Below are 15198 nucleotides of genomic sequence, written 5' to 3'. Positions count from 1 at the left end.
CCGCCTTGCTCGCACTGCCGCGCTCGGGAATGGAGGCGCCAATGCCAGAGCCGTCGCAATCGGTCACATCGGCGGCCGGTCTCATGCAGGGTGGCGGGTTCTACAATCGCCACGGCTGGATGCAAGCGGCGGGAATCACGGCAGCCCTTCCGGCGCTCGCGCGGGCAGCCGCTGCGGTTCCCATCAACTCACCGATAACAATAGTCGACTACGGATCATCGCAGGGGCGCAATTCGCTTCGTCCGATGCAGATAGCAATCGAAGGGGTTCGTGCCCGTGCAATGAATGTGCCCATCACAGTGATCCATGTCGATCAGCCCGGGAACGACTTCTCGTCCCTTTTCACGCTATTGAACAGCAGTCCGGACAGCTATCTGCAGATCCACTCCGCGACGTATGCGGCGGCGGTCGGCCGCTCGTTCTTCGAGCCTGTGCTGCCGCCGGCCAGCGTCACGCTGGGATGGAGTTCGTTCGCCGTCATGTGGCTGACCAGCACGCCACCGGAGGCCTTGGGCCATGTGTCCGCCGCGCTGGCGCCCCCGGACGTGCTCTCCCGCCTGCGGGCGCAGGGGGCCGCAGATTGGCGGCGCTTCCTCGCGGCTCGGGCGAGTGAACTGCACCCCGGCGGCCGCCTTGTCGTGCTTGCAGCTGGGCCGGCGGAACAGGGACGTGCGAGCACCGGGCCATTGATGCGGACGCTCGCCACGACACTGCGACAGCTTGTGGCTGACGGGCGGCTCTCCGAGGCCGCCTGCAAGCGCGCATTCATCCCGACATTGCCCCGTCTGGGTACGGAGCTCCGGGCACCGTTTGCCGAAGGCGCGTGGGCCGGACTGACACTGGAGGAACAGGAGGATTGGCCCGACTTCCCCGATTTGGCATGGGAGCGTTATCGGCAGGACGGCGACTTGGCCGCATTGGCGGAGGCGTATCTCGGGTTCGTCCAGGCGACCTTTCTGCCGTCACTGCTATATAGCCTGGAGCCATTCAATTCGACTTCGGAGCGCCAGTCGACCATAGATACGCTGGAAGCCGCGATCCGGTCAGCGATCCAAGCAGATCCGCGGCCATTTGCTCAGATCCCGTTGCACTTGGTAACCGTGAGACGCGCCTAGCTCTTGTCCAAGGCCTTACAGGTCGCGCTTGGTGCCGATAGCAGTGCCAACAGTCGTTGAGGCCGCGCGCCCTTTCCGACCGTGAGTTGCGCTTGGTCCGTTCCTGGCGCACCCGAGCCGTGCCGCCCTAGCAGAAGGGGGTCGCCTGGGTTCATGTTACGGCGGGCGCCGAGAAACATACCATAAACCGGCTGCGAGATGATCGTGGCCGGTAGGCGATGTCCGGTTCGGAGGGCTCGCCGGAACGTCCGGTTATGGCGCGATCGAGCCGTGCGCGATTGGTGACCCGTCTGGGCCGAGACGCCGATCGCCCGGTTCGGCGGAGCTTGCGAGCAAGATCGAGGGGCGGCCGTCAACCGTGAGCCTACTGAATGGCGCGCCCCGGTCGCCGTCTCTCTTCTGGTCCTCTTTTTCAAGACTTGGCCTTCACCGGGATGAGTTCACGATATCGTGCGATCAATGCTAGGCACGTGGCTCGGAGCTCGGAACTGATCGCGAGCGCGTCGCTGCCAGTCTCCTCGGCCAAGCTGAACAGAACCTGCTCAATCTCATGCAGTTGCAGGGATCGTGCGGCCGAATCTGCCTCGCCCTCGGGGCGCTGCGGATCGAGAATCGCATCGTAGATCCGATCCAGCCAGTCGGCGAGCGCGTCAGCATCGCGCAAGACAACCGTGCGGCCGTTCCGGCGCTGGAACGCGATGGGTGGCTCGATATGGGTGATGACGTGCATGGCGGCATCTCCTCACCCCCAAGGACGAAGGATTCCACCTTTTTCCTCATGCTCGCAACATGCGGTGCGCATCGAAGCGGGAAAAGTTCATCGTGCTGACACGGTCCCCTTACGCCATTCGCCGAGAGTGACCGAAATCGAGATGCAAGCACCGTGTACAGTTTGCACGCCCCCGCTAGGCCCGGCCGGTCGGTGGGTGCGGCAGTTGCCGGTTTGGTCACCCGGACCGGCAGGAAATAGCCGGGCCGGCAGGCGATCAGCGTTCGCCGTCGGGCGGAAGCCCGCCGTGGGGACGATGCAGTCGACATGGGGATGGTGAGTGCGGAGCCCCAGCCGTGCAGCACCGCAATCAGGCCGATGCGCGCCCCCAAATGCTGGGACCGGCGGCGGCGTTTTGGAGCGTCTCGGCGGCGGCCTTGAGTTGCAGGTCGTAGACCACGTCCTTGTTGGGGCCACGCCGCGAAAGTGATCAGATTGTCCGGTTCGTGAGAACCGACGCGGAACCAGCGCGTAGGCGATCTTCGGCATCCCGCAGCGGCCTCTGTCCGAGAACCGGTCCAACAAACTACCTGTCCGGAAAGCCATTGCCAGCGTGGGTTGACGGGCAGATTGCGGTCCGGCCGCCAGACGGCCCTTTGCCGGGCTCACCTCGGTCTCACTCTTTTCATGGATTCCGGGCGCCCACGCCTGACTTTCGTAACACCGCCGACCGGCTGCTGACGGAGTACCGCTCTGCCTCGCCGACTGCGATCGGGGCAACGCCGGCCGGCGCGGCTGTTCACCGTCTTCTCTCGCCTTGACGGAATCTGGACTCATCGATCGATCCCATCTGGACCTATGGGAATAGTCGGGTATGCCCGTAGGATCTATTGCTTATCCGAAATGTTCGCCGGCGCCTCGACGTGGGGCCTGTCTGCGGCGGCCGAACAGCGGGGCGCGTTTTTGAGCAAGCCATTGGGGGGCCGTGATGACCGCAGGGCTGATTTCCGACATCCGTTCCCGGATCGCGATGCCCGCCCGGCCGACCCGGGCCGGCCTGATCGCCGGGCTGCTCGGCAGCACGGCCTGGCTCGCCATGCCGGACCCGGTCGCCGCACAAGCCTGCAACATGGTCATGGCGGGGGGCGTCAACACCTGCACCTATTCCGGCAGCTCATCCACATGGGGCTTTCAGACCGGCTCTCCGGATGCACCGCCGATGTCGGTGGCATCGACCGGCAACATCACGATGGACGTGATGACCAATCAGGGGAACGGGCTGAATTTCGGTTCCTACGGACAGACCCTCTCCGATTTCCAAACCGGCGGTAACGTCCAGGGGCTTCTGTTGACCAATTCTGGATCCATCACGCTCAACGCCGGGTCATCGACGGGTGATGACGTCGCCGGCTTGCAGGCGACGCAGGCCGCCGGGGATGGCGGCAGTGGCGGCGGCTCGAGCATTGGCGCGAACGGTAGCGTGCCTGCGGGCGTGACCATCAACAACTCCGGAACGATCGACCTCAACCTGTCCGACATATCGGTCGGTGGAGGCGCGGCCGTCTGGGGGTCTGATGCCGGAGGAAGCGGAAATGGCCAAAACGGAGGGGCGGGCGGGCCATCCTCCGGTGTGTCGATCACGAACAGCGGCGCGATCACCGCCGATGTGAGCACCTATTCCGGCTTTGCCGGCATCCTCGCACAGTCGGCGGGCGGGGACGGCTATAACTACGTTAACAAGGGCGACGGTGGTGCCGCCGGACCTGCATCGGTCACCCTCACCCAAGGCAGCGACGTCGCCCTCCAGGTCAGCGGCACGCCGCCGAGCTCCCTTGGTTCGACTGGCGGCGTCGTTGCGACTGTCATCGGCGGCCAGGGCGGGGGAGGAGTCTGGGGCGGGGGCGGCCAAGAGGGCGGCGGAGGAGGAACAGCCGGCGCGGCGACGATCTCGATCACGGACGCGACTGTCAGTGTTGTATCCGGGCCAACATGCCCGGTCTCATGGCCTTGGCGCAAGGGGGGGACGGGGGCTTTGGCGCAGATGTCGACGGCGATTTTGGAGGCAACGCCGGTTGGGGCGGTTGGGGCGGTGGGCTCATTGGCAACGTCAGCATCATTCTCATCGGAACGTCTGTAAATTCCACCACTGTGACCACAACGGGTGACGGCTCGCCCGGTGTCTATGCCATCGGCCTCGGCGGCCAGGGCAACGACGGCGGCATGGTGAACGACGGCGCTCTTGGGCAGGGCATCGGTGGCTCTGGCGGCGCCGGCGGCGCGGCGCTGGGCGACCCGTCGGGCGGGAACCCGTTTTCCGTTTCAGTCTCGCTGGCCTCCGCGTCCATCAGCACGCAGGGCACGTCCGCTCCCGGAATCGTCGCCCAGTCCGAGGGCGGCGGTGGAGGAAACGGAACCGGTGGCGGCGCTCACGTAGCGGGCGGCGACGGCGGGAACGGTGGCGCAGCCGGCACGGTCGGCGTAACCGTCGATGCGAGCTCGACGATCCAGACCGCGGGAGACAATTCCGTCGGCATCCTGGCGCAGAGTCTCGGCGGCAGCGCTGGCGCAGCCGGAGCGGGCAGCAGCGGCGGCAGGGGCGGCACGGGCGGCGATTCGAGCACGGTGACGGTGACGAACGGCGGCACGGTCAGCACCGCCGGCCAGTCCGCCCATGGTATCGTCGTGCAGTCGCTGGCTGGAGGCGGTGGGGCCGGCGGGGCTTCCTTCTCCCTGTTCCACAGCGGCGGCGGCTCGGGGGCCGCGGGCGGAACATCCGGCGCCGTCGCCGTTACCGAAACCGGGTCGGTCGCGACCGGTGGAGCGAATGCGTTCGGCATTCTGCTTCAATCCGTCGGCGGCGGCGGCGGCGTCGGTGGCATCGCGGGTGACTCGATTTGGCAGGTTGGCGGCAGCGGCGGCTTTGCGGCTGACGGCAACGCGGTGACGTTCACGGGGGGTGGTGGCGACACCGCGGCCAGCATTTCGACCGCCGGCGTTTCCGCAACCGGAGTGCTGGGGCAGTCGATCGGGGGAGGCGGCGGCGATGGCGGCGTCGCGGCGGGTTTGGAAGTTGCCATCGGCGGATCCGGCGGTGCTGGCGGAAGCGGCGGCGAGGTCACCGCCAACTTGAATTCCCTCTCGGTGACGACACTCGGCGATAACGCCGCGGGCGTGGTCATGCAGTCGATCGGCGGCGGCGGCGGCAACGCCGGCAATGCCGGAGGCGTGGGGCTCTTCCTCGAGCTCTCGATTGGCGGGAGTGGTGGCAGCGGCAGCAATGGCGGCGACGTCACCATCAACTCGACCGGGGCGACGATCACGACCACCGGCTCGAAGGCGCTCGGCCTCGTGGCCCAGTCGATCGGCGGCGGCGGCGGCACCGGTGGTGCGGCCCTCGCCGGCTCGGTCGGCGCCGGATTTTCCTCCACGACCACGGTCGGCGGCTCCGGCGGCTCCGGCTCAAACGGCGGTGTGGCGCAAGCCACGGTGGTGGGTGGCCTGATCGCGACAGGGCAGAATCCATTTCTGGTCAACGGTGGCACCATGAGCGGGGGCTTGTGCACAACCTCAACTGGGGCGTCGTTTACCTGCAACCAGTTCCCGATCGACGCTTATGGTGCCGTGGTCCAGAGCATCGGCGGGGGCGGTGGGTTGGGCGGGTCGGCGCTGGCGCAGTCTGTCGCCATTGCCGTTCCGGTCACAGAGGCAGGCACTCAGTTCGGCATGGCGGTGTCTGTGGGGCTCGGCGGCAAAGGTGGCAGTGGCGGGCTGGGCGGGGAAGCGGACTTCTCCCTGTCGAATGGCGGCAAGATCAAGACGAGCGGCCAGGGTTCCACTGCCGTGCTGGTCCAGAGCATCGGCGGGGGCGGCGGCGCGGGAGGCGATTCCAGCGCGACGTCCACGGTCCTCGGATATGGCACCGACTCGGTGCCCGCGGGCGCCTCGTCGACGGGCGTGGAGATAAGTTACTCGCAGGGCGGCAATGGCGGCTCAGGCAGCGCGGGCGGCAATGTGAACGTCGCGATCGGCGGGACGATCACGTCCAACGGCAACGGCAACCCCGCGACGTTCACCGCCGACCCGTCCGGCAGCGCGCCGACCTCCATCACGACGTACAATGACTTCGCCGACGGCATTAAGGCGCAATCCATCGGCGGAGGTGGCGGCGACGCGGGATTCGGCAGCGGCAACACGCAGGATTTCGGCACCGGAAATACAGCCTCGCTCAGCTTGACCATGGGCTCCTCCGGCGGGACTGGCGCGACCGGCGGCGCTGTCACGGTCGGCCTCTATCCCGGAAACGGCATCACGACCTACGGTTCGGGATCCATCGGTATCGTCGCGCAATCGATTGGCGGGGGCGGCGGTGCATCTCAGGGCGGTTCCATCAATGTGACCGGGGGCAAGGAAATCCAGGGCACGACCTACAAGCCGGGGATGAAAATCAATCTCGGCACCTTGGGAAGCACACCCGCCAACGGCGGCGGCGGCGGCACTGTGACTGTCGATGTCGGTGCGCCCATCACGACCCATGGCGGTGACGCGACCGGTGTGCTGGTGCAATCGATCGGCGGCGGCGGCGGGCTTGGCGGCTCGGCGGGGGCCGACGCCTCGGCGGACAACCCGATCATTGCCGCTCTCAACGGGCAGGAAAGCCTGTTCAACAACATCCACGACTATCTCGGTAACGGCTCGACCACCATCGACCCCACGCTCGCCCTTTCCATCGGCGGCACCGGTGGCTCCGGCAATGTTGGCGGCCAAGCAACGGCGAATATCGCTTCCACCATCACGAGAAGCGGGGACTGGGCGAACGGCGTGATCGTCCAGTCGATTGGCGGCGGCGGCGGCAAAGGCGGCACGTCGGTCGCGACCGGCACGGGCGGCGTTCCCGAGGTGACGATCAATCTCGATATTGCCCTGGGCGGCGGGGGAGGCACAGGTGGAGAGGGAGGTGCGGCAACTGTCACTCCGGGGCCGGGCAATCCCTCGATCGGCACACAGGGTTTCGGCGCAACGGGCGTGATCGTCCAAAGCATCGGCGCTGGCGGCGGCATCGGCGGCGACGGAAGCGACGTCGCCACCGGCACCATCACGGTGGGCGGCGCCGTCCAGGGCAGCAGCAACAACGACAGCGCCGGCGGCAGCGGCAGCGGCGGCACCGCGACGTTCGACAGCTCGAATGCCAGCGTCGCCTGGATCAGCACCAGCGGCGATGCCGCGGATGGCGTGGTGCTGCAGTCGATCGGCGGCGGCGGCGGCATCGGCGGCGCCGGCTCTTCGTTCTGGTCGCAGAACAACCGGCCGCAGCTGCCAGGCGGATCTCCGCTGAAGCTCAATGCCGGCGGCGGCGGCAAAGCCAACGGCAGCGGCGGCACGGTCACCTTCGATTCCAGCAACGGCCCCGTCTCGATCTCCACGTCGGGCTACAACAGCTTCGGCGTCCTGGCGCAGAGCATCGGCGGCGGCGGTGGCCTCGTCAGCGCCAATTCCACCAACTCAACCCAGAATTCCAGCACCCCAACCCAGTACACTGAGGTTGGCGGACTGGGCACCGGCGACGGCGGCGCGGTCAATATAACCCTCGGCAACGGCAGCCAGATCAACACCTCTGGCACCGGCGCTTACGGCATCTTCGCCCAATCGGTGGGCGGCGGCGGCGGCGCCCTCCGGGTTCTCGGTGATCCGAGCGGTGCCCAGGTGCTGGCGACACGTTACATCAACGACCAGAGCCACACACCACAGTTCAACCCCTCTACCGGCAATGGCGGCGACGTGAATGTCACGATCAACCAGGGCGCTTCCATCTCCGTCTCCGGCTCGGGCTCGATCGGGATTTTCGCGCAGAGCGTCGGCGGCGGCGGCGGGCTGATCGCCAACGGCACCGGAAGCTTTGCGGGCGCGCCGCTGGCCGGTCAGGTCAGTGGTTCAGCCAAGGGTGGCCCCGTCTCGGTGACGGTGAACGATTCGGTCTCGGCCACGGGCCAAAACGGGATCGGGATCTTTGCCCAGACAGCGGGCTACGGAACTCCGACCGGGCAGGTGGATGTGCTGATCAACAACTACGACAATCAGGGCACCACCATATCTGGCGGTACGGGATCAGGCAGCGCGGGTGTCTGGATCGACACTCCGGCGAACGGTCCGGTGGCCTATGTCACCAACGATTGGGCGACGATCACCACAGCCGACGGAACCAGCGGCACGGCGATCACGGTGACCGGCGGCGGACAGATCGCCGTCGCCAACAATTCCGGCACCATCGACGGCACCACCATGAACGGCACCATTACCGGCTCCATCTACACCAATGGCGGTCAGGTCGACGGCAACGGCACCTTCAATGCCGGTCCGATGATGGAGGCCGCGAACGTCGTCACCAGCGGCACCTTCAATCTCGGTATGCCGGGAGAGCTGCGGGCCACCAGGGTGACGGGGAATTTCGTCCAGACCGGGGAAGGCCGGCTGGGCGTGACCGTCGACTCGCTCAACAAGACCGCCGGCCACCTGCAGGTCGATGGCAACGCGACGCTCGACGGCAAGATCGTGCCGACGGCGCTGACGCTCTTGCCCGGTGCGCTGCCGGTGGTCACCGCGGGACATCTCGTCTCCACGGCCGATGGGGCGAATCCGCTGCTGTTCCACTGGGACACGGCGCAGTCCGGCAACACCCTGTCGATCGCGCCGCGCTCGAACTTCAAGCCCGGCGGCGTGGCCCTGAACGACAGCCAGGCCTCGCTGGCCGGCTATTACGGCCGGGCCTGGGACAACGCGGACAAGGCCTTCGCCACCCGCTTCGCCGAGCTGTCGCGGATCAGTGACGGCAGCGACTACAAGGCGGCGCTCGACGCCTGGTCGAGCAAGGCGACGCATGCCCAGTCGATCGCGCTGGCCAATTCGGCCGGCACCATCCTGGGCGCGGCGATGAGCTGCCCGGTCTTCGTCGACGACACCGTGCTGCTGGGCGAGGACAACTGCGTCTGGGCCAAGGTGACCGGGCGCTGGACCGACCAGTCCTCCACCCGCGACACCCAGGGCTACTACGTCTCGGGCACGACCTACCGGATCGGCGCCCAGCACGAGATCGCCCCCGACTGGTATCTCGGCGCCTCCTTCGGCTTCGGCCAGAGCTGGGCGACCATGGAGGGCGGCTCCTCCGGCGACGGCGACACCTATGACGGCTCGGTCACAGTGAAACGCGTCATGGGGCCGTGGCAGTTCGCCGGGTCGGTCGCCTTCGCCGGTGGCTCGTTCGAGGCCAACCGGCGGGTCGACATCCCCGGCATCGCCAGCGAGACGCTGAAGAGCGACCCCGGCATCTTCCTGGCCGGCGGCCGGCTGCGCGCCGCCTATGAGTTCGCCTTCGATGACTGGTACATCCGGCCCTATGGCGATCTCGACGTGGTCTACACCGACCTGCCCGGCTTCACGGAGAAGGGGGATGACCTCTATGCGCTGGATGTGCGCGGCAGCAGCAAGGCCGGCGTGGCGCTGTCGCCGATGGTGGAGTTCGGCGGCCGGCTGGACCTGGATGCGCAGTCGACCCTGCGGGCCTATGCCGCGTTCGGCATGAGCTACCTGCCGGACAACACCCGGACGATCCATTCCAGCTTCGTCGGGGCGTCCTCGGCGAACGGCACCTTCAGCGACCACATCGACTCGCCGGAGGTGCTGGGCCGGATCGATGTCGGGCTGCAGCTGTTCCGGGCCGGCGGCTTCGAGCTGAAGGGCGAGTACACCGCCGATATCGGCGGCTCGTTCCTGAGCCAGTCCGCCAGCGCCCGGGCCGCCTATCACTTCTGACGGCGAGGGCATCAGTGATGGCCGGATCGCGGGACCGACAGACCCGCGGTCCGGCCAGGCACGTAGGCAAGTTCGTCCAATGCTCGGTACCGGCTGAGTGATTCCCTGCAATTGAGGCAGGGGTCCGGCGGTTCGCCCGCTCCTAGATGTTTTCCAGTATGTCCGCTTGTCCCGAGGGTCCGGACGTCCACTCGTCGAACGCAAGCAACTGCTTCCCGTCCAATTCGGCTGCCCGCCACGACCAAAATGCAGGTCGCTGAGAGGCAACAGCGGTTGTTCGGGTCACGGTCCGTCAAACGGACCTGATCCGGACAGTGCCGCACAGACCTCTGAAGGAACAAGGGACCAAGCGGTCGCTGGCGCCATCGAGCTGTACCTCCCGCGATCCTGCTACCGTCGGCAGCCGTGCCGGAACTGAACCTGCGCCAGGCCGCCCGCCGCTTCTGTTACGGCGCGCGTTCTCGTCCACATCCAGGTGCGCAGCAATACGATCGCCCAGCCGGAAGTTGGCCTTGTTCAGGAGCTCCCCGTGAACTTCTGAACGCCTAAGTCCCCGTTCCGCTTCCGACTGCGAGTCTGTCCCACTCGGACGCGCTTGGGCGGATTGCCGATAGAATCTCCGAAATCGACGTATTTGCGAGCTCGACCGAAGCATCGGGGTGCAGACGCCGAAACTCCTGCAACGCGGCATCGCAAGCGCTCCACTCGTCGGCACGGCCATTCCGGCTTCGCAAATACGCGTTGAGCACCCGAGTTTCGGTCGTCAGACGCCGGTTCATGCCGGTCCACCGATTCGTAATGTAAATCCGATCTCAGTCGCCTCTCGCCCGCGACTCGACTGCGATCGCGCGTCCGCAGGGGAAGCAGAAACCAAATACCGCGCTCTCATTACTTGCCCTCCTCGACCGCGAGGATGTAAATCAGACCAATGTTCTGCTGCGCCAGGCCGTGCAACCTCTTCCCAGCTACTGCGGCTCAATCCTGAATGGCTAAGCTGAGAACGGCCCGTGCCATGCCGAGTGTCGTCCGGCGTCGTGGTCCACGCTCGCCCTGTGCGGACTCCATGAACGGAATGAGCCGATCAGGCGTGCATCGCCCGGCACATCCAGCTCGGAATCAGATCCCGATACCGAGCAATCACTGCAAGGCAAGCCGATCGCAGCTCATAGCTGATGCTGTCCGCATCGTCGCTTGATTCCTCGGCCAATGCGAGTAAAAGCCGTTCGATCTCAAGCAACTGTATGGAGCGTTGTTCCTGTGTCACCGCTCCTTCTCCACGCCTGGGATCCAGGATGGCATCGTAAATGTGGTCGAGCCAATCAGCGAGCGCGTCGGCACTTTCCAGCACCGCTGTACCACCATCGATGCGTCGAAATGCTATGGCAGGTTCGATACGGGTGATGCCGTTCACGCGCGATCTCCTCACCCCCAGAGGTGATGATTTCGTCCTCCCCCTACGAAAAGCATCTCAGCTTGCAGAGTAGCTCACAAGAGGAACAAACGGAGTGCAGCGCAAAAACTTCACGGAAGAACAATCGTACGAGGAATTGGCAAAGACCCGATCCCGCCAGAGTAGATGTTCCGAGCCGGCGTTGAACGATAATTGTTAGGAGACTCAAGTCTCGTCGCCTTTGCCGGCATTGGCGTACTCCTGCCGGTGATCCGTGCGAGACGATATTCTCCAGCCGCTGAGCATCAGGGGCGATGACGGGTCTGATCACCTCGCGCGGCAGGAAACGGCGCCGAGACCCAATCATCCGATGATCATCAGGTCCCTTCGACGGCTCGGCTAAGCCTCATGAACGGATGGAGTAGAATCCGGGAGGGTCGCTCGCCGGGAAGGACTCGTCGGACGCCTCGTCCACCTTGTCCCATCCGGCCGGCGGGTCGCGCATGGATTCCGGGCCGGCGGGCCGCTGGTCGGTGGTGCCGGCGGGAATGGCCGGGTCTGGCCCGAAGCGCTCGTCTCGAAGCGCCGGGTGTTGGCGCCTTTCGGTTCCGACTCGCGGTCCCCGAGCCTTCAGGAGGGCAAGCCCACAGAGGGCGAGCGATGCCGCCGAAACGAGCGTCAAGGCGGTTCGCGTGCGCATCGGTCGCCTCACTCGCTTTCCCCACTTTGCCTGCTGGCGCAGGCGCAGCCAATGCCGTCGCCTCATGTGGAGAACATGGCTGGACCGAGGATCGTTTCCAGCAAAAGGCAGGACGCGCCTGATTGATGTGCCGCACAAGCACTCGGGCTGAGCCAGGGCCGGGAACTATACGGCCGGCGTCATATTGTTCTACGAGGGCCCGGAGCCCAGGCACGGGACGTGTCAGATGGCGAGAGAGACACCGAGCGGAAGACCGCATGCCGACGCGGCGCCAAGCACGGCCGCGGTGTTCGGACATCCGATCCATCCCATGCTGATTCCCTTTCCCCTTGCTCTTCTGGTCAGCGCACTCGCCACCGACCTCGCCTTCTGGGGCACAGGTGATCTGTTTTGGGCGCGGGCCTCGTTGTGGCTGGTGGGGGCCGGCATGGTGACGGGCCTGGCCGCCGCCGTCTTCGGCCTGACCGACTTCCTCACCATCGCCCGGGCTCGACAGCATGCGCTGGGCTGGCTTCACTTCCTCGGCAATGTGGCCGCCCTCGGGCTCTCATTGGTGAGCTGGCTGTTCCGGCTCGGCGATGCGGCGGCCGCCGTCCTGCCCTGGGGTCTTGTCCTCTCCGCCGTCGTGGCCGCGACCCTCGGCGTCACCGGTTGGGCGGGTGGGGAACTCTCCTATCGCCACCGGATCGGCGTGACCGAGGAACACTAGCCGTTCGATCCCGGAGACCTTCCGGCCGAGAGGATGCAACCAGCCGCCCCGTGCAGAACGGAGGAGCACCATTGGGAGAACCTGTCGATCCGCGGCTCCAATACTCTGGCCAATCGTCGATACGGGGCCGGAGTCAATCAGATCCGGCCGAGGCGCTCATCGGCGCGATCGCCGGCGTGGTCGCCACGACGGCCATGACGCTGGCTGCGGACGCCTTGTTTCGGCGATTGCCGGAGGCGGAGCGCTACCCGTTGCCGCCGCGAGAGCTGACCGAGCAGGTCGCCGCCATGGCCGGTGTCCGGGATCGTCTGGACGAGCCGAACCTGCAGGCGGCGACACTCGCGAGCCATTTCGGATTCGGAGCCGCCGTCGGCGCGCTCTATGGCTGGTTCCTCCTCCGAGCACATCCGCTGCCCATGGTCGGCGGCACTGCCTACGGCCTCTTCGTTTGGACGGCGAGCTATCTCGGTTGGGTGCCGGCGCTGGGATGGCTGCGGCCCGCCACGAAGCATCCGGCCCGCCGGAACGCGCTCATGATCGCGGCACATGTCGTGTGGGGGGCGACACTCGGACTGGTGGCCGACCGCCTCGCGCGGGCGCTGAGACCTATTGCAGGGGGCGCCTCGCACGATCGCTGATGGGGAAACTGCCGGCTGGACGGAGGTCCGCACGCCATCGCCTCACGCCGCCAACTCGGTGAAGCGCACGAGGTGCTCGGTTCCGATCTCCCCGAGAATGTCCTGGAACTGCTTGAGCGTGAGCGGGCCGGGCAGTGGGTAGCGCGACGGGATCGATCGCATCTCCCTATTGTAGCGCGTCAGGGTACCGAAATCGCTCGGGAACAGGGCCTCATTGGTGCCGATGAAGGAGGCGCTTCGCCGGGCCTGCCGCAGGATCTCTCGCCACCCTTCGATCGGCACCAGGCCGATGCTCTCGAGCCCATGCGAGAACAGCATCAGATGCAGGTGGTCGAATTTTTCCGAATGGTCGAGATAGCGTCGCAGCCAGTCCGCCGACGGCTCCATGTTGAACTTCATCCAGAACGGCACCGAGCCCGTGCGCAGGGCCCAGTGCGGCTCCAGCAGGATGAAGGACTCCCCCAGCAGCCGATTGGCCGGGAGGCCACGCCGACGGTACCACCAGCGGTAGAGGTCGGACACCAGCGGGCTCAGGTGTTCCGGTTCCTCAAAGAGGACGCGGACGACGCGGAGTCGGTGCCGATGCGCCAGCTGTTCGATCTCCTCGCGCAGCGCGGGCTCGAAGCCCCATTCCGCCTCAGGGCTCTCGCCGTCAGGCGATGGCGGATCCCAGCGCCGGAGCGGCGAGCCATATCGGCGGAGGTAATCCTCTGTCCGCTCGCTCCCCTGGAAGTAATCCTCCGGCGTGGCCCCGCCGAGCGCCCCGAATTGAATGACATAGCGATCGTCGACCCGCGTCGTCGGCCAGCGTCTCTGGCACTCGACGACGAAGATCGTCCCGCCCGGTTCCAACCGGCGCTCCAGGAAATCGCGATAGGCCGGCGGCAGCCGGCGGTACTTCCATCGGAAATAGGTGATGAACCGAAGCGGCAGTCGGTCCTGGTTGGGATCGTGCATCTGGTGCAGCTGCACGTCCGGGTTCCCCGCCAGCAGCCGCAGCGCCGCCTCCCGTGCCGTCTCCAACCCATGCCGCGGATCGTCCGGATCGGCCTCGCTCTGGCGCACTGGTGTCATGAAGGTCTGCGGCAGCCAGGGTACGCCAAGAGCTGCACAGAGATGCACGAGCGCGCCGCTGGAAGACCCGATCATCACGGCCGGGTACGGGCGCGGCGGGTAGAGCCTGGTCGTCCACTGGGCGATCGCCGCCGTGCTCACCCGTCCGATCAAGCGTCGGGCGATGCCTTCACCGCCGGCGCTGGCGGCGAACACGCTGGTGCGCAGATTCCGCGGCAGCCGTTCGGACAGGGGCACGATGGCCTCCAGAAACCGGGGCTGGCCGAGCGCCGGAAAGTCCTTGCGCCCGAGAAACCGCGCCGTGGCGCGCAGCATGGCGCTCGCGGAATCGAAGTTGGCGATGCCGTAGAGCTTCATCGTTCCGAGCGCGACCGCCGTGCGCATCGAGCGCCGGCGGCTGTGCATCGATCCGGCCGCGGAGCGCATGCCGCCGCACCGAAGCCCGTGGCTCCGCAGATGTCTAGGATCGCCATCGACGCGAGACGGCCATGCCGACCGGAATGGCGACCAATCCCAATCCGGCGGCGAGCAGGGGCCGCCAGGACGCCGTGGTCGAGGCCGTCCGCCAGCCGCCGCTCACGGAGCGTCCGTCATGCATCGGTTCGAACAGGTTGCCCGGGGTAGCTTCGGTGGGACGATCCCCGAGATGGCTTCTTTCCACCATTGAGGCCAGCATCCGCTCGGTGAGCCCGGGCGCGACCGTCTTTTCGAACGCGATCAGACGGCCGGAATTGCCGACGAAGATCTCCCGTTGCGGATGTCGGGCCAGGCCAGCGATGGCGGCGGCCACTCGGGCGGCGCTGTAGACCGGGGGGATCGGCCGGATCGCGCGGCCGGTATAGTTGGCCGCATGCTGGAAGATCGGCGTGTCGATCGAGGCGGGAAGCAGGGTGCAGACGTGGATGCCGGGCGCGTCGAACAGCTCCTGCCGCAAGCATTCGCCAAGCCCTCGAATGGCGAACTTGCTCAGCACATAGGCGCTGGTATAGGACTGTCCCGCATAGGCGACCATCGACGCGTTGTTGATGAGGACGCCGTGGCCCTGTTCGCGGAAATGGGG

At 66.5% G+C, this 15198-nt stretch carries 9 protein-coding genes and 1 pseudogene; 5 read left to right on the top strand and 5 right to left on the bottom strand.

The window, feature by feature from the left end:
* Window positions 1–41 precede the first annotated feature (41 nt).
* Window positions 42–1115 (top strand): hypothetical protein, encoded by a 1074-nt coding sequence (locus KXR53_RS32265; RefSeq protein WP_437379721.1) that lies wholly within the window; start codon window positions 42–44, stop codon window positions 1113–1115.
* Window positions 1116–1527: 412 nt separating this feature from the next.
* Here KXR53_RS32265 and KXR53_RS32260 read toward each other — a convergent pair whose 3' ends face one another.
* Both KXR53_RS32260 and KXR53_RS32255 read right to left on the bottom strand, forming a co-directional pair.
* Complete coding sequence (locus KXR53_RS32260; RefSeq protein ID WP_437379720.1) at window positions 1528–1845, bottom strand: hypothetical protein; 318 nt, start codon at window positions 1843–1845, stop codon at window positions 1528–1530.
* 218 nt (window positions 1846–2063) lie between these two features.
* Window positions 2064–2293 (bottom strand): annotated as a pseudogene (locus KXR53_RS32255) (transposase); the annotation flags it as partial.
* 519 nt (window positions 2294–2812) lie between these two features.
* Here KXR53_RS32255 and KXR53_RS32250 point away from each other — a divergent pair.
* Together KXR53_RS32250 and KXR53_RS32245 are read left to right on the top strand one after the other, a co-directional pair.
* Window positions 2813–3961: a hypothetical protein gene (locus KXR53_RS32250; protein ID WP_437379719.1), complete on the top strand. Its 1149-nt coding sequence runs from the start codon at window positions 2813–2815 to the stop codon at window positions 3959–3961.
* An 11-nt stretch (window positions 3962–3972) separates the two neighbouring features.
* On the top strand, window positions 3973–9627 hold the full coding sequence (locus tag KXR53_RS32245) for a hypothetical protein (RefSeq protein ID WP_437379718.1): 5655 nt from the start codon (window positions 3973–3975) through the stop codon (window positions 9625–9627).
* A 1081-nt stretch (window positions 9628–10708) separates the two neighbouring features.
* Here KXR53_RS32245 and KXR53_RS32240 read toward each other — a convergent pair.
* Entirely contained in the window at window positions 10709–11038 is a 330-nt protein-coding gene (locus KXR53_RS32240) for a hypothetical protein (protein ID WP_437379717.1), read from the bottom strand.
* Window positions 11039–11943: 905 nt separating this feature from the next.
* Here KXR53_RS32240 and KXR53_RS32235 point away from each other — a divergent pair.
* Entirely contained in the window at window positions 11944–12426 is a 483-nt protein-coding gene (locus KXR53_RS32235) for a DUF2231 domain-containing protein (RefSeq protein ID WP_437379716.1), read from the top strand.
* Window positions 12427–12497: 71 nt separating this feature from the next.
* Window positions 12498–13064 (top strand): DUF1440 domain-containing protein, encoded by a 567-nt coding sequence (locus KXR53_RS32230; protein WP_437379715.1) that lies wholly within the window; start codon window positions 12498–12500, stop codon window positions 13062–13064.
* Window positions 13065–13106: 42 nt separating this feature from the next.
* Here the strand turns inward: KXR53_RS32230 and KXR53_RS32225 are convergent, their stop codons facing one another.
* Both KXR53_RS32225 and KXR53_RS32220 read right to left on the bottom strand, forming a co-directional pair.
* Window positions 13107–14564: a hypothetical protein gene (locus tag KXR53_RS32225; protein ID WP_437379714.1), complete on the bottom strand. Its 1458-nt coding sequence runs from the start codon at window positions 14562–14564 to the stop codon at window positions 13107–13109.
* Window positions 14565–14598: 34 nt separating this feature from the next.
* On the bottom strand, window positions 14599–15198 hold a 600-nt coding region (locus KXR53_RS32220; RefSeq protein ID WP_437379713.1), incomplete at its 5' end, for an SDR family NAD(P)-dependent oxidoreductase.

It is taken from the genome of Inquilinus limosus (assembly GCF_051487185.1).
In the GTDB taxonomy this organism is placed as follows: domain Bacteria; phylum Pseudomonadota; class Alphaproteobacteria; order DSM-16000; family Inquilinaceae; genus Inquilinus; species Inquilinus limosus_F.
Note: the sequence above shows the minus strand (reverse complement) of the source record. Positions and strands in the feature narration are given on the sequence as shown.

Bases quoted from the DNA above. Each gene is read 5' to 3' on its own strand.
- KXR53_RS32265 (WP_437379721.1), top strand. From the start codon at position 42: ATGCCAGAGCCGTCGCAATCGGTCACATCGGCGGCCGGTCTCATGCAG.
- KXR53_RS32235 (WP_437379716.1), top strand. From the start codon at position 11,944: ATGGCGAGAGAGACACCGAGCGGAAGACCGCATGCCGACGCGGCGCCA.
- KXR53_RS32250 (WP_437379719.1), top strand. From the start codon at position 2,813: ATGACCGCAGGGCTGATTTCCGACATCCGTTCCCGGATCGCGATGCCC.
- KXR53_RS32225 (WP_437379714.1), bottom strand. From the start codon at position 14,564: ATGCGCTCCGCGGCCGGATCGATGCACAGCCGCCGGCGCTCGATGCGC.
- KXR53_RS32260 (WP_437379720.1), bottom strand. From the start codon at position 1,845: ATGCACGTCATCACCCATATCGAGCCACCCATCGCGTTCCAGCGCCGG.